At 39.4% G+C, this 18,647-nt stretch carries 19 protein-coding genes and 1 riboswitch; of the genes, 8 read left to right on the top strand and 11 right to left on the bottom strand.

Going from position 1 to position 18,647, the window contains the following annotated elements:
• Nucleotides 1–334 precede the first annotated feature (334 nt).
• From MSG95_RS10155 to MSG95_RS10145, 3 genes are all read left to right on the top strand, one after another.
• Nucleotides 335–985 (top strand): peroxiredoxin, encoded by a 651-nt coding sequence (locus tag MSG95_RS10155; protein WP_005050084.1) that lies wholly within the window; start codon nucleotides 335–337, stop codon nucleotides 983–985.
• Between the two features lie 260 nt (nucleotides 986–1,245).
• Nucleotides 1,246–2,058, top strand: a complete 813-nt coding sequence (locus MSG95_RS10150) for an MBL fold metallo-hydrolase (RefSeq protein ID WP_213033567.1) — start codon at nucleotides 1,246–1,248, stop codon at nucleotides 2,056–2,058.
• The gene (locus MSG95_RS10145; protein ID WP_213033568.1) at nucleotides 2,055–2,633 is read left to right on the top strand and encodes a dual specificity protein phosphatase family protein; all 579 of its coding nucleotides are present in this window, start codon (nucleotides 2,055–2,057) and stop codon (nucleotides 2,631–2,633) included. The genes MSG95_RS10150 and MSG95_RS10145 overlap by 4 nt, the downstream gene beginning before the upstream one ends.
• Before the next feature lie 28 nt (nucleotides 2,634–2,661).
• On the opposite strand, the gene MSG95_RS10140 is transcribed toward MSG95_RS10145, so the two are convergent.
• The 5 genes from MSG95_RS10140 to MSG95_RS10120 form a co-directional block, all read right to left on the bottom strand.
• Nucleotides 2,662–3,681 carry an SPOR domain-containing protein gene (locus MSG95_RS10140; protein WP_077165620.1) on the bottom strand — a complete coding sequence of 340 codons (1,020 nt, stop codon included), beginning with the start codon at nucleotides 3,679–3,681 and terminating at the stop codon, nucleotides 2,662–2,664.
• Entirely contained in the window at nucleotides 3,672–4,958 is a 1,287-nt protein-coding gene (folC, locus tag MSG95_RS10135) for a bifunctional tetrahydrofolate synthase/dihydrofolate synthase (RefSeq protein ID WP_077165621.1), read from the bottom strand. Before folC ends, MSG95_RS10140 begins: the two co-directional genes overlap by 10 nt.
• Nucleotides 4,955–5,851: an acetyl-CoA carboxylase, carboxyltransferase subunit beta gene (gene accD, locus MSG95_RS10130; protein WP_004705709.1), complete on the bottom strand. Its 897-nt coding sequence runs from the start codon at nucleotides 5,849–5,851 to the stop codon at nucleotides 4,955–4,957. The genes folC and accD overlap by 4 nt, the downstream gene beginning before the upstream one ends.
• Complete coding sequence (gene trpA, locus MSG95_RS10125; RefSeq protein WP_004705707.1) at nucleotides 5,848–6,651, bottom strand: tryptophan synthase subunit alpha; 804 nt, start codon at nucleotides 6,649–6,651, stop codon at nucleotides 5,848–5,850. Before trpA ends, accD begins: the two co-directional genes overlap by 4 nt.
• Nucleotides 6,652–6,898: 247 nt before the next feature.
• Nucleotides 6,899–7,945: an AraC family transcriptional regulator gene (locus MSG95_RS10120; RefSeq protein WP_077165636.1), complete on the bottom strand. Its 1,047-nt coding sequence runs from the start codon at nucleotides 7,943–7,945 to the stop codon at nucleotides 6,899–6,901.
• 121 nt (nucleotides 7,946–8,066) lie between these two features.
• Between MSG95_RS10120 and MSG95_RS10115 the strand changes: the two genes are divergently transcribed.
• Complete coding sequence (locus MSG95_RS10115) at nucleotides 8,067–8,942, top strand: metal-dependent hydrolase (RefSeq protein ID WP_077165622.1); 876 nt, start codon at nucleotides 8,067–8,069, stop codon at nucleotides 8,940–8,942.
• An 8-nt stretch (nucleotides 8,943–8,950) separates the two neighbouring features.
• On the opposite strand, the gene MSG95_RS10110 is transcribed toward MSG95_RS10115, so the two are convergent.
• From MSG95_RS10110 to MSG95_RS10090, 5 genes are all read right to left on the bottom strand, one after another.
• Nucleotides 8,951–9,946, bottom strand: a complete 996-nt coding sequence (locus MSG95_RS10110) for a DUF2804 domain-containing protein (RefSeq protein ID WP_324645034.1) — start codon at nucleotides 9,944–9,946, stop codon at nucleotides 8,951–8,953.
• Nucleotides 9,947–10,214: 268 nt separating this feature from the next.
• Nucleotides 10,215–10,427, bottom strand: coding sequence for a hypothetical protein (locus MSG95_RS10105; protein ID WP_077165624.1), 213 nt, complete (start codon nucleotides 10,425–10,427; stop codon nucleotides 10,215–10,217).
• Nucleotides 10,428–10,579: 152 nt separating this feature from the next.
• Entirely contained in the window at nucleotides 10,580–11,089 is a 510-nt protein-coding gene (locus MSG95_RS10100; RefSeq protein ID WP_077165625.1) for a DUF1543 domain-containing protein, read from the bottom strand.
• Between the two features lie 9 nt (nucleotides 11,090–11,098).
• A complete protein-coding gene (gene trpB, locus MSG95_RS10095) occupies nucleotides 11,099–12,328 on the bottom strand; it encodes a tryptophan synthase subunit beta (RefSeq protein ID WP_077165626.1) in 1,230 nt (409 codons plus the stop codon).
• Nucleotides 12,312–12,971, bottom strand: coding sequence for a phosphoribosylanthranilate isomerase (locus tag MSG95_RS10090; protein ID WP_077165627.1), 660 nt, complete (start codon nucleotides 12,969–12,971; stop codon nucleotides 12,312–12,314). The genes trpB and MSG95_RS10090 overlap by 17 nt, the downstream gene beginning before the upstream one ends.
• A gap of 126 nt (nucleotides 12,972–13,097) precedes the next feature.
• A riboswitch (cobalamin riboswitch) is annotated at nucleotides 13,098–13,305 on the top strand.
• A 23-nt stretch (nucleotides 13,306–13,328) separates the two neighbouring features.
• Between MSG95_RS10090 and MSG95_RS10085 the strand changes: the two genes are divergently transcribed.
• From MSG95_RS10085 to MSG95_RS10075, 3 genes are all read left to right on the top strand, one after another.
• Nucleotides 13,329–15,179 (top strand): TonB-dependent receptor plug domain-containing protein, encoded by a 1,851-nt coding sequence (locus tag MSG95_RS10085; RefSeq protein ID WP_077165628.1) that lies wholly within the window; start codon nucleotides 13,329–13,331, stop codon nucleotides 15,177–15,179.
• A gap of 96 nt (nucleotides 15,180–15,275) precedes the next feature.
• Nucleotides 15,276–15,854 carry a cob(I)yrinic acid a,c-diamide adenosyltransferase gene (locus tag MSG95_RS10080; RefSeq protein ID WP_077165629.1) on the top strand — a complete coding sequence of 193 codons (579 nt, stop codon included), beginning with the start codon at nucleotides 15,276–15,278 and terminating at the stop codon, nucleotides 15,852–15,854.
• A 73-nt stretch (nucleotides 15,855–15,927) separates the two neighbouring features.
• Nucleotides 15,928–16,641: a glycerophosphodiester phosphodiesterase gene (locus MSG95_RS10075; RefSeq protein ID WP_077165630.1), complete on the top strand. Its 714-nt coding sequence runs from the start codon at nucleotides 15,928–15,930 to the stop codon at nucleotides 16,639–16,641.
• Nucleotides 16,642–16,669: 28 nt separating this feature from the next.
• Here the strand turns inward: MSG95_RS10075 and MSG95_RS10070 are convergent, their stop codons facing one another.
• Nucleotides 16,670–17,200: an META domain-containing protein gene (locus MSG95_RS10070; protein WP_139344781.1), complete on the bottom strand. Its 531-nt coding sequence runs from the start codon at nucleotides 17,198–17,200 to the stop codon at nucleotides 16,670–16,672.
• Between the two features lie 208 nt (nucleotides 17,201–17,408).
• On the opposite strand from MSG95_RS10070, the gene MSG95_RS10065 reads away from it, so the two are divergent.
• Nucleotides 17,409–18,581, top strand: coding sequence for an acyl-CoA desaturase (locus MSG95_RS10065; protein WP_019457498.1), 1,173 nt, complete (start codon nucleotides 17,409–17,411; stop codon nucleotides 18,579–18,581).
• The last annotated feature ends 66 nt before the right edge of the window (nucleotides 18,582–18,647 follow it).

Below are 18,647 nucleotides of genomic sequence, written 5' to 3'. Positions count from 1 at the left end.
TTGAAGTACAAGGGTTTTGCACAAAACCCATAAAAAAAATCTGATAGTTAGACAAACGGTTTCAACCTTTCTCTAAGGCCGCTGAATATGTCCGGCACCTAAAAACTCAATATTAACGCTCATCTATTGAACACAACTTCCGAGAAATCTAATTTAGCAAATTTATCTTAAAGTTACATTGATTCAGTTCTTAAATTAGTGAGTTTTAGTCATATATATTTACACTTATATAAAAAATTCATAATAAAATAAAAAAACAATAATTTTAATAATAAATAAATTGCGTCATATTCATTTCAGCACATAACAAATTTTAAGCAACTGAGGAAAGATCATGACATTACGATTAGGAGACACTGCCCCTGATTTTCAACAAGAATCGAGTGAAGGCACGATTAATTTTTATGATTTTTTAGGTGATAGTTGGGGAATCTTATTTTCACATCCAGCCGACTATACTCCCGTATGTACAACTGAGTTAGGTTATACAGCAAAATTAAAAGATGAATTTACGAAGCGTAATGTTAAAGCGATTGCTTTGTCAGTAGACGATGTAGAGTCTCACAAAGGCTGGATCAATGACATTAATGAAACACAAAATACAACGGTAAATTTTCCAATCATTGCAGATAAAGACCGTAAAGTATCTGAGCTCTATGGTTTTATTCACCCTAATGCCAGCGAAACTCTGACAGTGCGCTCATTAGTGATTATTGATCCTAACAAAAAAGTTCGCTTAATCATTACCTACCCTGCTTCGACGGGCCGAAATTTTAATGAAGTCTTACGCGTTGTGGATTCATTACAATTAACAGATAAGCATAAAGTCGCTACACCTGCGAACTGGCAGCAAGGTGAAGATGTCGTTATTGTGCCATCACTTAAAGATGAAGAAGAAATTAAACAGCGTTTCCCTAAAGGTTATACGGCTGTTAAACCTTATTTACGCCTCACGCCACAGCCTGAAAGTAATAAAACCGACTAAAGGTTTTATTGCTTGCAAGACAAACGAAGTGCGTAGACAAGCATCTAAAAGATTCCCTGCAAGACAAGCGAAGTGCGTAGGCAAGCATTCGAAAAGTTGGCTACAAGACAAGCGAAGCGCGTAGGCACACTTAGATTAAATATCACACCCGAAAAAGTCATCCAGAGTGATGGCTTTTTTATTTATGTATTGAATACACATGGTTTTTAGTGTCGAGATCAGTTATAACTTCCAAGGAGTTTGTTCGAAAAACAACAATCATGATCCATAAAATTCATCATTTAAAATGCGGCAGTATGTGTCCTGTCTGCGCACCTTTATTTGGGCAGAAAGGCTGGAAAGCTGAAGTGGTATGCCATTGTCTTTTAATAGAGACGGACCGCGGGCTTGTACTCATTGATACAGGATTTGGTCTGCAAGACTATTTACACATGCAACAACGCCTTGGCTCGTTAGTTAAACGTTTGGGGAAAATTGAGACGAATCTTGAATTCAGTGCAATCCAGCAAATACAAAAACTAGGTTTTCATCCTAAAGATGTACAGCACATCTTTGTGACTCACCTCGACTTTGACCATGCAGGTGGCATTTCTGACTTTCCTCATGCCACAGTTCATGTCTTAGCCACTGAATATAATGCTGCGCAATTACCTAATTTTAAAGGTAAACTTCGCTATAGAACCAATCAATATAATCAGCATCGATACTGGAATTTCGTTGAATATCAGCAAGGTGAAAAATGGTTTAATCTTGAAAAAGTAAAAGGTTTTCCCTTATTCCAAGATGAAATTTTAATGGTGCCATTATTAGGCCATTCCGCTGGACATTGTGGTATTGCCATCAAACAACAAAATCAGTGGTTGTTGTTCTGCGGAGATGCTTACTACTCACATCTAGAGTTAAATCCTGAAAATAAATTAAGATCGCTGACCCTTCTGGAAAAAACGTTTGCAGAAGATAATGAAAAGCGTCTTATTAACCTTAAAAAATTACAGCATTTGGCTCAACATGAGCCAATGATTGAAATTATTTGTGCCCATGACCCTCATGAGCTTCGACGGTATCAAACATGAAAAAATTCCCACTCATCGCCCTTGTTCTGTGTCTAAACCTACAGGGATGTATGCAACATGAAAGCGTTGCACATGAGCAAAGACCTAAAGATTGGGGAACTTTAGTTTCCGAAGCACATAACTTTTACCAAGTGAGCAATGATGTTTTTCGTAGCGAACAACCAAATGCTGCAATGATTCCCGAATTAAAACGTCATGAAATCGGAACTATCATTAATTTAAGAGCTAAAGACTCAGATGAATTAGTATTTAAAAATGAGAATTTTAATCTTGTTCACATTCCTATCGATACATGGGCAATTAACAGACAAGACCTGTTAGAGGTCATGCAGCAAATTAAAATTGCTAAACAAAATAATCAACGTGTTTTATTACACTGCTACCACGGTTCAGACCGTACTGGTGCTAGCGTAGCGATGTATCGAATTATTTTTGAACATTGGGCAATTGATGATGCAGTTAAAGAAATGAAGCAAGGCGGATACGGTTATCATATTATTTGGAAAAATATTGACCGTTTATTTACCCCTGAAAATGTAAAATGGATTCAACAACAATTGTCGAATCCATCTTAATTAGATCTTGAATCAACCTTAGATCAGATTAGCGTTGATCTAATGGCACCCAATCAATGACCCAAGCTGACTTCATGTTTAAACTGGAGTCAGAGGTAATTTTCTTACGAGCTGCATCTGCGGTATCACGGTCTTTCGCAGGTCCAACCATAATACGGATACCTTTACTGGTCGGACTTGTCGTAACCTTATAACCTTTAGCACGTAGTTTAGAGACAACAGCATCTGCATTTGCCTGATTGGCAGCCAATGCAACTTGTACCATCCACTTTTTATCGCCATTTTCAAGCAGCTCACGCGCTTTCTCTGCTTCAGCTTTTTTCTCAGCGTCAGCTTTGTGCTTAGCTTCTGCTGTTTTCTTTTCTGCTTCAGCATGCTTCTTAGCTTCAGCTTTTTTGTCTGCCTCGGCTTGATGTTTAGCTTCTGCCGCTTTTTTCTCTGCTTCAGCTTTGTGTTTAGCTTCAGCAGCTTTCTTATCAGCTTCTGCTTGCTTCTTGGCTTCTGCTGCTTTTTTATCAACTTCAGCCTGACGTTTTGCCTCAGCGGCTTTTTTATCGGCTTCTGCTTTAGCTGTATCTACTGACTTTTTTGTATCAGTTTGCTGTCCTTTTGTCTTTCCATCAGAACCTGCAACTTCAGGAGGGATGTTATCTGAGCTTTCTTGAGCAGCAGCTCGGCGAGCATTAATTGCAGCATATTCGGCAGCAGCTTTACGGGCTGCATCTGCTTCTGCCTGTTGTTGCATTGCCAAGAATTCGGCAGCACGAGCCTCTTGCTCAGCAACCGCTTTTTCACGAGAACGGCGTTGTTCTTCAAGAAGACGTTTTTCTGTTTCTACATCCACTGCAAGCGGTTGTAGCTGTACCATCTGCCCTTCTTGTGCTGATGGCTTTGGTTTAGCGTGTAATTTCGGTGATGTTGAGGTCTGTGGTTCAGCGCCCACATGTTTTATTTCTTCATTTCCTTTTAGAAGTAATGCTGCCAATAAAACACCACCACCTAATAAAACAACGCCACCCATCCAGCGTTGTTTGTTATTCATTGACATTCTTCCAAATACTCCCAAATCGCTTCTAAAGTATGAAACGAACCACAGGCTAAAATCAGCTGATTGTTATTTGTTTGCTCAAGCGCTGATTTAAAAGCCTCTTTGATATTGCCAAATTGTTGTATTGTCTGGCCTTGTAGGGCGTCATTCAACTGCTGAATCGGTGCAGCACGCGGCACATTCAACTCAGCAATTTTCCAATGTAAAACAGTAGGTTTCAATAAATCCACTACTGATTTTATATCTTTATCTGCCAGCATTGAAAATACTGCGACAACTTCTGTGTACTGTTTATTGTATTCTAAGAAATTTCGCAATTGCTTTAACAAAAATTCAACACCATGTGGATTATGTCCGGCATCAAAAATTATGGTTTTTCCATTAACTTGGCGCACTTCAAAACGGCCTGCTAAGCGTGCATTTTCAATACCCTGCTCTAGCGCGCGTTGCGAGATTTCAAGTCCGCTATTTAATACAGCAGCAACTGCCCCTGCAATATTTTCAATTGCAAGCGACCCTAGTGGTAATTTTAAAGTAGTTCCTTCACTTGCAAAATACCAGTGTTTTCCGTCACTGGCCAGTTTATAAAAATAATCTCTATTGATCGCGTATAGTTTCGCTTGTGAAGTATTGGCTTTATCTTGAATAGCTTGAGGTAAAGATTGTTCACCTGCAAAAATCACTGGAATGTCAGGGCGAATAATACCTGCTTTTTCAAAAGCAATTTTCTCAATGGTATCGCCTAACCAGTCAGTATGATCAAGACCGATATTGGTGATTACAGCAATATTAGGATCAATGACGTTGACGACATCAAGACGCCCGCCTAAACCGACTTCAAGCACCCATACATCGCATTGTTGTTGCTTAAAAATGACAAAAGCAGCCAAAGTGGTTGCTTCAAAAAAAGATAAGCTTAAATCGCAATCACGACGAGCCTGATCAACTTGCACAAAAGCATCAATCAGGCTTTGATCATCAACCTCGACTCCACCTAACTTGACTCGTTCGTTAAAACGATAGATATGCGGTGATTGATACAACCCAACTTTGTAACCTTGCGCTTTTAATATAGATGCAAGTGTTGTTGTAGTTGAACCTTTCCCGTTCGTTCCAGCAACAGTAAAAACTTTAGCAGTGGGTTTAGTCACTCCTAATTTTTCTGCTACCGGAATAACACGTTCCAGACCAAGATCGATCCCTGTAACGTGAACATGGCTCCAATAATTGAGCCATGTATCTAAAGAGTCTGTTGAAAGTGGAGCTTGTTGTTTCAAGGTAAGTTCATCAATTTCGATACAAGTCGAGATACAGTATCACGTAAAGCATGACGATGAACAATCTGATCGATTACACCATGATCAAGCAAATATTCAGCACGTTGGAATGGTTCTTCCAATGTTTCACGTACAGTTTGCTCAATTACACGTTTACCAGCAAAGCCAATCATTGCTTTAGGTTCTGCAATATGGATGTCACCCAACATTGCTAAAGAAGCTGTTACACCACCATAAACTGGATGTGTTAACACCACGATATAAGGTAAACCAGCATCTTTTAATTTTTGAATCGCAGCAGAAGTACGCGCCATTTGCATAAGCGACAACATACCTTCTTGCATACGCGCACCACCAGAAGCTGCAAAGCAGATTAATGGTTGGCGTTTTTCAATTGCAAGCTCAGCCGCCTGAACGAAACGGTCACCTACTACAGTACCCATTGAGCCACCCATAAAGTCGAACTCAAAAGCACATGCAATCATGTCTACGCCATTTAAGTTACCTTGCATGGCAATTAAAGCTTCCGTTTCACCAGTTTTAGTTTGCGCTTCACGCATACGTTCTGGATACGGTTTGCTATCAACAAACTTTAATGGATCTTTCGCACTAAACTCTTGACCTAATTCAGTCACAACATTGTCGAAGAACCAGTTTAAGCGATCGCGAGCTTTCATTTTTAAGTGTTCGTCACACTGTGGACATACATACGCGTTAAAAGATATAGCTGTACGTGTCACTAAAGCATGACATTCAGGGCACTCAATAGTCGGCTCAGTAAATGTTGCTTTGAGAGTCTGTTGCTCATCTGCAACTTCAATACCTGGAACTGGTCGTTGTGTCCATGGTGTCGAAGGGCTAAGAACTTTCCCTGATTTCACTTCTTGATTCATACTAACTCATCGAGCGCTGCTCGAAGCTCCTTGACTTTATTCACCGTCTGTTCAACAGCTTCTTCAGCTGTCAACGTTGCAAAAGATTTAACGAAAGCACTACCTACAATCACGGCATCTGCAGCACTACCCATCGCTTTCGCGGAAGCAGCATCACTAATACCAAAACCAACGCCAACAGGAACGTTAGTCATACTCTTGATTTTCTCAATACGTGCAGCAGCTTCAGAAGTATCTAATGTCGCTGCACCAGTAACACCTTTAAGTGAAACATAGTAGATAAACCCACTTGCCTGATTCGCTACGTGTTGAATACGTTGATCGGTTGAAGTTGGTGCAAGTAAGAAGATTTGGTCCATATCATGCTGTTTTAAGATTGCACCAAATTCTTTTGACTCTTCTGGTGGTAAGTCCACAAGTAATAAGCCATCTACACCACATTGTTTCGCATAAGAAACAAATTTTTCATAACCAATTACTTCAACAGGATTGAGATAACCCATTAAAACTACAGGTGTTTCCTGATCCTGTTCACGAAACTCTTTTACCATGTTCAATGCATCTAAGGTATTAGTCCCTGCTGCAAGTGCACGTTCAGCCGCAAGCGCAATTACTGGCCCATCAGCCATTGGATCTGAAAATGGTAAACCAAGCTCAATGACGTCTACTCCTGCCTCAACCATTTTATGAAGTAACGGTACCGTTACTTGTGGCTGTGGATCACCCGCCATGACGTAAGATACAAGTGCTTTACGCTGTTGGGACTGCAACTTTTCAAAACGGGTGGCAAGACGTGACATAGGGTTGTGCTTTCCTTGAATTATTTAAAATTGAGGAGTTGTTTGTAGAAATACAAGAACATCGCATTTTAACGCTATTTTTTGCTCATTGAACAGGTCTAACGTTATGGCGATATTCGATTGTATGATTCATACAACCCATGGCGTACATTTATCAATATTTTGAAACTTTTCTCAATGATCAAAGCTTCCTATTTTTGAGTCATTATTTATTTGCAATTTGAGCAAAAAAACATCAAAAACTCTATTACTCTGTATTTTTATGGGCGAGTTGCAATTGCTTTTTACGAGTGAGTAACGTTTGTCCTGTTAAGTTTTTATGTGCTCTTGCAAGTGCAGACTGATCGGAATAACCCAACTGGTCAGCAATTGCTGTAAGACTTTCATTTTGACTTAACAATATCTCGCAGCGCTTCATACGCTCAGCATCTAAAATTAATTTAAATGAAGTGTTTAATGCCTGTAGTTGGCGTTGCAAGCTCCTCACTGAAACATTGAGCTCGATGGCAATATCTTCTATTTTGGGTGCTTGCTGTTTATGCTTGAAATATTCTTGTAGGATCCAATGTATTTGCTGAACTAAATCGGTATGTACTTTTCTTTGAACCAAAGCTTCTTCGGCTTGTTTTACTAAAAGCTGTACTAAAGTTGGGTCTGCATGCTGGGGACGAACATTTAAACTTTCACTTGCAAAAGTTAATGCATAGTAAGGTCGGTCAAATGACAATTTACACTGAAAGAACCGTTGATAATGAACGAGTGCACCTCGAGGTCGATGTACAAACTCAATATGCTGTAAAAGAAAATCATGTAAGGGAGCAATCTCTTTAGCGAGCTGTACCATTGCTGCTAAAGTTAACTCACTAAGTACAATATTACTGGCATCAACTAAAGGCCAATACAATCGAATTTTAGAAGCATCTTGCTCAATTTGTATAGGTACAACTTGCTCGCCATCTATGACTAAGCGGTGAAACTTAGCAATATACTGAACCACTTGCCCCAAAGTATCACTTCTAGATGCCATGTAACCCAGCACCCCAAAGTTGGCAGGTGTAATACAGGCTGCCATTTCTAAAGCCAAATTGGTCACTTGTAATCGACATTCAGTCAATTCTAAAAGCTCAATGAAAAGATGCAAAGAAGATTGAGCATCAATAGAGGCAGACAAAATATTTTGAACTTGGCGAGTTTGAGTGTCATTTAAATTAAGTGTCTGCCAAGCGACTCCCTTTTCTTTTAAATACGTATTCCAAAGATAAAAGTATCCATTAGAGATCGTAAATTCTTGCATGGCGTTTCCTTTTTTTACTGCCATCTTGTCGCAAACTGTATAAAAATTGGCGATAACTGTCAAAACAAAGCCGACCATTCACGACATACTAAGGAAAAGCTTAGTTGCGAGAAATACAAAGATGAACGCACATGTTTCTTATCAGGTCGAGCCAGTAGTTCGCAAAGATCTAGATTTCCATTTAAATGAAGCACCACGATTTTGGTTTAATAACGATCCCTTTTTGACTCGTATGTTTGATGCACTCAGCTTAACCTTTCCAGACGGAGAGCGTTACTTCATAGAATGTGTACGAATGTTCCGTGACAAAATTGATGACCCAGAACTACAAAAGCGAGTGGCAGATTTTATTAAACAAGAAGCTCAACATGGTATTGCCCATGACAAAATGAATCAGCTCATGAAAGAGCAAGGTATGCCTGTAGATGAGTTCACAAGCACACTTAAAAGAATTTTCCGTTTTGAGCTTACCCAACGTTCACCACAATACAATATTGCCATGACAGCAGCAGCTGAACATTTAACAGCATTAATGGCGGAAACTTTTTATAGCAATAAAAAAACTTTAGAAAATGCACATCCTTATGTTCGTGCATTATTTGCATGGCATGCCATTGAAGAAATGGAACATCGCGATGTGGCATTTGATGTTATGAGACAGGTGGGCGAAGTTCCAGAGTCGACTCGTCGTTTTGTATTGGTTCTGACGACTGTACTCATGTTTAGTTTTACACTCTATAGAACCAACATTATGTTGAAATGTGATGGCTTTAGCCCTAAAGAAAGGTTATCGATGACACTCAAAGGTTTACCTTGGTTCTTTGGAAAAAATGGCACATTAACCGCCATGAAAAAACAATATCTGGACTGGTTTAAAAAAGATTTTCACCCAAGTCAACATCCAGTTATTCGTCAGTATCCTGTTTGGATTGAAACTTTAGAAAAAACAAATGACCCAATCGCAGCGGGTGAAGCATTTTGGCAAGCAGGTTTATAACCTGCTTGTTACCATTTTGCATAATGTTGTTCTAGTAGCCCGTATTGCTCATTGCAAGTGATTGTATCAATTGCCTCATGTTCAATACTGCCGCTAATTTTAGCTTGCCACTGATTGAACTGACTTCCAATCATCCTTAGATTAATGTTTTCGTATCGACACCAACCAATATGGACGTGCAGATTAAGCTTTTGATCTAAAGAGCTAATTTTACATGTCTCATCATTTATTTTTTCAAATAAAACATCTGTAAGTGGAAATAAAACGCCATTCATCCATAAACAGTTTTCATTACCAAAACTTTCATTAACCCCAGAAGCCAAATTCAACCCAATACGTCGACCCTGCTCATCCCAAAAATTACATGAAAGCCAAAACCACGCTGTTTCAGGACGTAAAAAACCACAGGTATCATCTAAGGATGCAAATGTCTTTTCATCAAATTGCACAAGTTGTTTTTGTTTACTCATGAACATACCTTCAACAGCCAAAGTGGTCTGCTTTTGGGTATACGTCCAACCATTAATACCTGTTGGGGTACACAAACTTAAGATATCTGTCCCCGCACAAAAAATACGGGCACTCAAACAAATTTCACCATATTTAGTTACCCGAATGTATCGCACACCATTGGCATGCTGAATATCGATCTGATAAGGCGATTTAGAAAAATAGCTTTGATTAAATAACGGCTGTTCATCAAGATGAGTTTTATGACCTAAGGGCTGAATCGCATTCCACTCAATGACTTGCTTTGTTTCATGATCATAGATATAGAAAAAGCCATGTCCAACCCAACCAATATCTGCAATTGCTAAACCAATACTGTAGTGCTTATGCTGAATGCCGCAGAATTTAAATTTTTTATACTTTAATTGCTTCCGCCAGCCCTTTAAGGCTTTACCATAAGGTGTTTTATAAATATAACGTCGTACATGAATGGTCGACGGTACAGATTCAAAACGCCCATAACGAGGCTGTCCATTTTCTTGAATTAAATCCATTATTTATTATCCGTTGATTTCCTGCTCATCTATTGACTAATAATAGACTGATCACTAACCAATTGGCTACTTATCTGTTTTGATCTTCAAATAAGTTTTGTTGAGCCATAAAAAAAGAGCATATTGATATGCTCTTTTTTCTATTATTCACTTAAATCGATATACGATAACTTAAACTCTTTGAGGGTCTATTGCAGTAACTATGACCCAATCCATCAACAAAAATCAAATTCAACTCATGATTTAAGTGCAATTCAATTTCTAAAAGTTAAGCGTCATCATCACTTGCTTGTTCTGGTTCTGACTCTTGCTCGTTACCGTCCTGATTTTCCAATTTTTTCTCAGCGATTTTTGCTGCTTCATAGCCAGCAAAGGCACCTGCTGCTTTTTCTAGAAAACCTGCATCTGGATCTAATTTATCGACGCCTTGTTCTGCGATAATTGCACCAGCAATTTTACCTACTTCATCTAGAAGACCCATTTTGATTACTCCAAAGAGCTTATGTTGAGCTTCTAGTCTAAGCAGATGAATTCTAAATAGTGCTAGAAAAAAGTGGCGATTTGAGAGAGCTATACATGAGATCAGCAACTTTTTATATTTTATTTTTGCCTTTAAGCCTTTTTTAAGAACACTTAGAGAAGTAAATAAGTGTTTTCCCAACACGTTGGATTGAACTCACCTTGTACTAATTGGATATAACGACCTGCAATATGATCAATCGGAATGCAATCATCAATATCCACTACACGGTCGGTATGTGGCTTATACCACTCTTGATCAATAAACTGTTTACCTAATTGTTTTGCACTTACCGCATTAGGTGCAACTACCAAATGATAACTATGTAACTCACCAAAAGCATTAGGTGTATAGCCACCCAGATTAATCAAATACAACTTTAGATCTGAAGCTGACGGCGCTGCATCAGAAAACTGGATTTGATAGTTCTGCCCTTGAGAGTTAACACCAGAGAGCTTGGCCCAAGCATCAATATGTAACCCTTGAGCCTCACCAAACCAAGCCTGTTTAAGTTGAGGGTAAATTTCTTCCAAAGTATCCCCTACAGCCATCACAACATCATGGACTTCTGTATTGGCACGTGCATGACGGCCACCTAACATCACCATAAACAAGCTTGGCATTTTTTCCTCTTACATCTCAACCATTTCTACGCCATCAATGCGGGCAACTGTCATTAAATCTTTATCACCACGGCCTGAAACAGTCGCAATAATAATCTGAGCTTTAGACATGGTTGGTGCAAGCTTAGAGACATACGCCATTGCATGTGAGCTTTCAAGCGCAGGAATAATCCCTTCAATCTTGGTTAAGTCACGGAAACCTTGCAGCGCCTCAGTATCATTAATTGGCACGTATTCTACGCGCTTCATATCTTTCAGGAAGCTATGTTCAGGACCAACACCCGGATAGTCCAAACCTGCCGAAATACTATGTGTCTCGATAATTTGGCCTTGTGCATCACTCATGAGGTAAGTACGGTTACCGTGTAACACGCCAACATGACCTGCATTTAATGGTGCAGAGTGTTTTCCAGTTTCAATACCAAAACCAGCAGCTTCAACGCCATACATTTTCACGTTGGCATCATTTAAGAATGGATAGAACAAGCCCATTGCATTTGAACCGCCACCCACACATGCAACTAACGCATCTGGTAAGCGACCTGCTTGCTCCAGGATCTGTTTACGAGCTTCACGGCCAATAATAGATTGGAAGTCACGAACCAATTGAGGATATGGATGTGGTCCAGCAACTGTACCAATCACATAGTAAGTACTATCAACATTGGTTACCCAGTCACGCATTGCTTCGTTCATGGCATCTTTTAATGTTTTTGAACCGCTTTGCACAGGTACAACTGTAGCACCCAACAAACGCATACGATAAACGTTCATTGCTTGACGCTTAACGTCTTCAGCACCCATATACACAACACATTCAAGACCTAAACGTGCTGCAATTGTTGCTGTTGCTACACCATGTTGGCCTGCGCCAGTTTCAGCAATAATACGTTTTTTGCCAGAAAGCTTTGCCAATAATGCCTGACCAATCGTGTTATTTACCTTGTGTGAGCCTGTATGGTTCAAATCTTCACGTTTAAGATAAATTTGCGCACCACCTAACTCTTTTGACCATCGCTCAGCATAATAAAGTGGACTAGGACGACCTACATAGTAGGCGAGGTCACGGTCGAATTCTGCCAGAAACTGTTCATCATTTTTCATGCGGGAATAGAGATTTTCTAGATCTTCTAATGCCGCCATTAATGTTTCTGACACAAAACGTCCGCCATGGATACCGAAATGCCCATTTGCGTCTGGGAATTGGGTATAGTCAATCACATTATTTTGCTGATCCACGTTGGACTCCTTGCATAAATCGTTCAATGAGTTGTTGGTCTTTTATACCTTTTGCGGACTCTACGCCTCCGCTCACATCTACTGCAAAAGCACCGGTAGTATGAATAGCGTCAATGACATTGTCAGGGGTTAAACCACCTGCCAAAATTAATGGAATATCAAGTTTCGGGAATTTAGACCAGTCAAACTGATGACCTGTGCCCCCTTTGAGCTCAGGATGCCATGCATCGAGCAATACAGCACTGGCACCAACTGCCTGATATTTTTGAATTTCAGCAACTACATCCAGATCAGGTTTGACCTGAATCGCTTTATACCAGCGACGTTTACAATGGCGAGCAATATCTTGGCATTGTTCTGGAGTTTCATCGCCATGTAGTTGTAATACATCTAGGGGAACACAATCAAGTACATCCTGAATTTCAGTGGCACTCGCATTTACAAACAAACCCACCATTTGTACATAAGGCGGAATAAGTTTTGCTAATTCTTGTGCTTGTTCAACTGTTACATTTCTTGGACTTGGCGGGAAAAAAACAAAACCTATCGCATCTGCTCCAGCAGTAATCACTGCCTGAACATCTTGCTTACGAGTAATTCCACAGATTTTTGCTCGTGTACGTTTTTGGTTTGATTGGCTCATGATCTGCCTAAACTACAACCATTTTTTAAAATAAGCGCCATTGTAATGCAATTTTTGTCCCTTGCGTAAAAGTTCTCTGGGAATTGGTCGAAATGACATTGTCGGAAGTAATTCGGCACTTTATACTGCGTTCAAATGGAAGCAAGTGTAAGCAATTGATGCTTTAGGGAAGCTGGTGAAAGTCCGGCACTGCCCCCGCAACGGTAACAATGTAAAGCATATTTTTTAAGTCGAGATCGACTTACACCACTGCAGTGATGTGGGAAGGTGAATATGTCCATAAATGATTTATGGCGCTGAAGTCCGGAGACCTGCTTGTTTCATCTATCTACCCGATCATTCACGTGGGGTGAATGTATGGAGCATGTTATGTCTAAGTCTTTTCAACCTACCCGTCTGGTGGGGGCTATCGCTATTGCGATGGGGTGTTCACCTGTTATTTTTGCTGAAGATACAACTACCACAACTCAGCTCGATCCAATTGTAGTGACGGCATCTAAAAGTGCTGAAAAAGCGAGTGAAGTTCCGGCGCGTATTTCAGTGATTGATGAAAAAACCATTGAGCAGAATCCATTATTAAACGTTTCAGATATTATTCAACGAGACCCATCCATCTATGTAAAACAAAGCGGTGGTCTAGGTCAGATTTCTGAAATTTCTCTTCGTGGTACTAAATCAGTTCATACATTGGTTCTTAAAGATGGCGCTCGTTTAAATAGTCAAAATGAACTTGGTCCACTATATCCTGCATTTTTAGATACAACAGATGTTCAACAAATTGAAATATTAAAAGGTCCAGCATCAGTTCAATATGGAAGCGATGCTATTGGCGGTGTAGTTCAATTAATTTCTAAAAAACCTGAGAAAACAGGCGCTGAGCTAACGGGTATTTATGGTGAAAATAATACCTATAAGACTATTGTTAATGCCAATCTTGTAAGTGATCAAGGTTTCTATGCGCAACTAGGCGGACAGCGCTTAGAAAGTGATGGAACTCGTATTTTTGAAAGCCAACCAGAAAATGAAAAGGCTGGATATGATCAAAAAGGTTATCACGCTAAAGTAGGCTTCTTTCAAGAAAACTTAATAGATGCCTCTGCTTCAATTAGTGAAAATAAAGGCACTAATATTTTCAGTAATGATTACATAACCAACACAGCACAGCGTCTATTCGAAAATCGAGTTATCAACACAAAAGTTGCTTATAATATTTTGCCTGATCTCATCATCAATGCACACTATGCAAATGTTCAGGATAAACAAAATGTTCCCGCTTACGACTCATATTACAATACTGAAAACAATGAAAGCGATCTAAACCTGAAATGGAAATTTACTCCACACCAGAATATTTTAGTTGGTGCAACATATAACGATGCAAATTATAAAAGTAATACCATTCTTAACTCAGATAAAAGTGTGAATAGCACGGGGTACTATTTACAGCATCAACTCAAAAATGATCTTTTTGACACGCAAGTTGGGGTTCGTTTAGAAGACAACCAGCGCTTTGGTACTCATACTGTTGGACAAGGTGCTATCCGCTATCATTTCCTACCTAATGCTAGTGTATATGCAAATATCGGTAGTGCTTTCAGAGCTCCAACCTTGAATGAACTATATTCACAATGGGGAGGTAATGAAAATTTAACGCCAGAAAAAAGTACTTCCTATGAAATGGGTGTGAACTATGATCTTACCTCTAATGTGAGTACTAATTTTTCTGTTTATCATACAAAAATTAAAGATCTTATTGCCTACAATGCAGGCACAAATACAAATATAGCTAAGGCGAACTTTACTGGTGGCGAAGCTGGAATAAAGTGGCATCAAGATGATCTTTTCTTATCTACTGAATATGCTTACGTAAAAACAGAAAATGAAAAAGACAATACAGAAATTGCTTATCGACCTCGCCAGACTCTCACTGTAAGCACAGGTCTAGAAAATGCAGTGTATGGAATTAGTGCTTCGTTAATCGCTAGAGCTAAATCTTATGCAGATTCTGCAAACTCTATGCGAGTACCAGGTTATGCAACAGTAGACTTAAATGCTTATTGGAATGTTATTCCTAACGTAAAATTATTTACCAATATTCAAAACGTAGGTGATGTTCAATATCGTGAAGTATTAAATACATATCCTTCAAATGACTGGTATGTTAATACAGGCCGCCAAGCTTCTGTTGGCGTAACTTTCCGTTATTAATTTTCACTCTAGATTATAAAAATATTTTCTTAACTCCAGTTTCGGGGTAATGTTTTGACCGACATTATCCCCTTTTTTATGTTCAGGATATCCATCATGGGACACCGTTTAAGTAAAATCTATACACGCACAGGCGACTCAGGTACAACAGGTTTAGGCGATGGCTCTCGTGTTGCCAAAGATGATTTACGAATTGCGGCACTTGGTGATGTCGATGAACTCAATGCGATTATTGGTGTACTACGCGCACAAATCACGACCAGCCAAGTGACCAATAAAGCAGATTGGGACAAAAGCCTGAGCTTGATCCAACATTGGCTTTTCGACTTAGGTGGCGAAGTTTGTATTCCAAACTACAATTTACTTCAGCCCGTTTGTATTGAGTTTCTGGAAAAAGAAATTGACCGTATGAATGAAGATTTGCCTATGCTGAAAGAGTTTATTCTGCCATCTGGCTCTTTATCTTGCAGTTACGCTCATCAAGCGCGTGCTGTTTGTCGTCGTGCAGAACGATCTCTGCTGTCGGTACAAACTCGTGATCAAAATATTCAAGCCACAGCGCTCCAACTTTTAAACCGTCTATCTGACTGGTTATTTGTCGCATCTCGTGCTTTACAACGTGCCGAAGGTGGACAAGAAGTCCTTTGGCAAAAAAATATTAATGAGATTATTTAAAAATAGACTAATTTAAGTATGGTCTCTGCTTATGAAGAGACCATAACCAACAATAACTGAATAGAAGAAAATTATGCGTATTATTGGTCATCGTGGTGCACGCCGAGAAGCTCCCGAAAATACATTAGGTGGTTTTCAGCACATAAAAAACTTAGGTATTCGTGGTGTCGAATTTGATATTCGTCAGCTTCAAGACCAAGAGCTGATCGTTATTCATGACGATAATTTTTTACGTACAGCTGGAGTCGATCAAATTGTTGAGCAATCTACTTTAGCTCAAGCTTTAACATTTGATCATCGTCAAAACTGGCCCAATTGGCCAAATCCAGAGCCAACACCAACTCTTACAGGTGTTTTAAAATTGCTTGATAACTTCGAGCATATTGAAGTTGAAGTTAAAGCAGTAAGAGATATGGCATTTGCAGAAAAGTTAGTTCAAAAGCTCGAGACTGAGTTACAGGGTTATGAAAAAGTCGTGACTATCACAAGTTTCGATCTTCAAATTTTAACTGCCTTACGTGACATCGACTCACAATTTAAACGCGGCTTGTTAGTTGAAATTCCAGTGGGAGCCGCAGCAATTGAACTCGCTCATCAATATGGTTGCGGTCATATTGGTTGGCATGACCAACTTGCTACAGATGAAATGATTCAACTGTCTCATCAAGCAGGTTTAAACATTAGTGTATGGACAGTAAATGATGTAGAAAGAGCGAAAAGGCTCCGTGATTTAGATATTCAAGGTTTAATTACGGATATTCCTACAACAATGCTCGAAGCGCTTTAAATAGAAAAAAGGTGGTATTAACCACCTTTTATTTTTTCTCTGCCTGAATCAGGCGTTGTCCGTTCTGATCAAGTAAATACAAAGTATTACCTACCAACTGGAAGCGTTGAATACGTTGTAAGGAATCAACTAATTCTGCTTCTTGAGCCAAAGCGCCATCACAACTCGAATGACCGGCATTAACTTCCATATCTAGTTTCTTTTGGTTGAAGTCGAAAGTATATCGACCAAAAATACGGTTACATCCCGTATGACCAGACACAGTTTTGACCGCTGAGTTCAATGAAAGAGTCGGCCATTGGTTAAAGAATTTTGCCTTACGCCCATTGATCTGAGTAATTTGCCAATCAATGTCTTGAACACCTTCTGGGCTCACTTTCTTCTTGACTACTTGGGTTTGTATATGGTGTGTAGACTTTACATGGCCTTTTTGAATATTTTGTTGCGGCGTGCTTTGACATGCTGCCAATACAAGGCTGATTGTGATGAAAAGACATTTCAATGGCAATTTCTTTGCAATATCAATGCTATTCATTTTTCTCAATCGCTGTATTTTCATTACACAACTTCTCCTATCTGAAATGTTGCCAAGCATGGTTTAATTCTGTTACGGTTCTTTCAGTACATCTGTACAATAATATTAGTGATTCTCACTAAGCACATGCTAATATAATGTTCAAAATAGCAATAAATCTTGATGATTGGTTTTGCTATGTCGTTTTGTCTTTTTACCTTGTTTAACAAGGTTTCTAGGAGCGCTGCCGGATATGACTTCCGCCCCACTCAAGGCCCCAATTAACTGGACCGCTAGCATTACCTTAATTGGTTTACCAATTCTTGCTGCAATCATAATCCCGATTTATGCGTATTATTATGATTTTAGTGTAAGCGCATGGGTAAGCTTATTTTTTCTTTTAGCTTTAAGTAGCATGGGGATTACTGCTGGTTACCATCGTCTTTGGGCACACCGTGCTTATGAAGCGTCATTACCACTTAAAATTCTTTTAATGATTGCAGGCACATTTGCTGTACAAAACAGTATTCTGTTTTGGGCATCTGGTCATCGTACTCATCACCGTCATGTTGACCATGTGGATGAAGATCCATACTCGATTGAACGTGGTTTCTGGTATGCCCATATGGGTTGGATGATCCGCGATCATTCTCCATCTAAACCTGACTTTAAAAACGCACCTGATTTGCTCAATGACAAACTGGTGATGTTCCAACATAAATACTACGGTCTAATGGTTGTAGCAGTTCATGTCGGTATTTTAGGTTTAGTTGGCTGGGCAACTGGCGACTTATGGGGAGTTGTACTTCTCGGTGGTTTATTGCGTTTAATCATTAGCCATCAAGTAACATTCTTCATTAACTCACTTTGCCATATGTTTGGTAAACGCCCTTATACCGATGAAAACTCAGCACGCGATAACTTCTGGTTAGCGATTGCAACATGGGGCGAGGGTTATCATAACTATCACCATATTTTCCAATACGATTATCGTAATGGTGTGAAGTGGTGGCAATATGATCCAACTAAATGGTTAATCTGGACATGTTCTAAAGTTGGTTTAGCAAAGAACTTACGTCGTATTCCAAGCTTTAATATTAAAAAAGCAGAATTGGCAATGAAGTTTAAATATGCTGAACAAGACCTTGCTATTTATGGCCATGATGTAAATGCTGACATGAGCCAAATGAAGCAACGCATTGCTCAGGAATATGAAGCATTTACCCACACTTTAAATGACTGGGCGAAACTCAAAGAACAAGAGTTACAAGCGAAGAAAGCAGCTATGGCTGAAAAGATTCATAAAATGGATCATAAGTTAAAGGTTGATTTCCAATTGCTTGAACATCGTTTGAGTCATCACCGTGAGTGTTTAGAAACTTTAATGCGCAACATTAAAAAGAACACTAACGTCGTACCAGACTAATACGACTCTAGTTCGAAATAGCGCCTGTAAAGCATGGCTTTTACAGGCGCTATTTTTTTGGCTGGT

The organism is Acinetobacter sp. IK23, from assembly GCF_035615275.1.
GTDB lineage: Bacteria > Pseudomonadota > Gammaproteobacteria > Pseudomonadales > Moraxellaceae > Acinetobacter > Acinetobacter seifertii.
The sequence above is the reverse complement of the archived record's forward strand: the minus strand, read 5'-3'. Positions and strand labels throughout refer to the sequence as shown.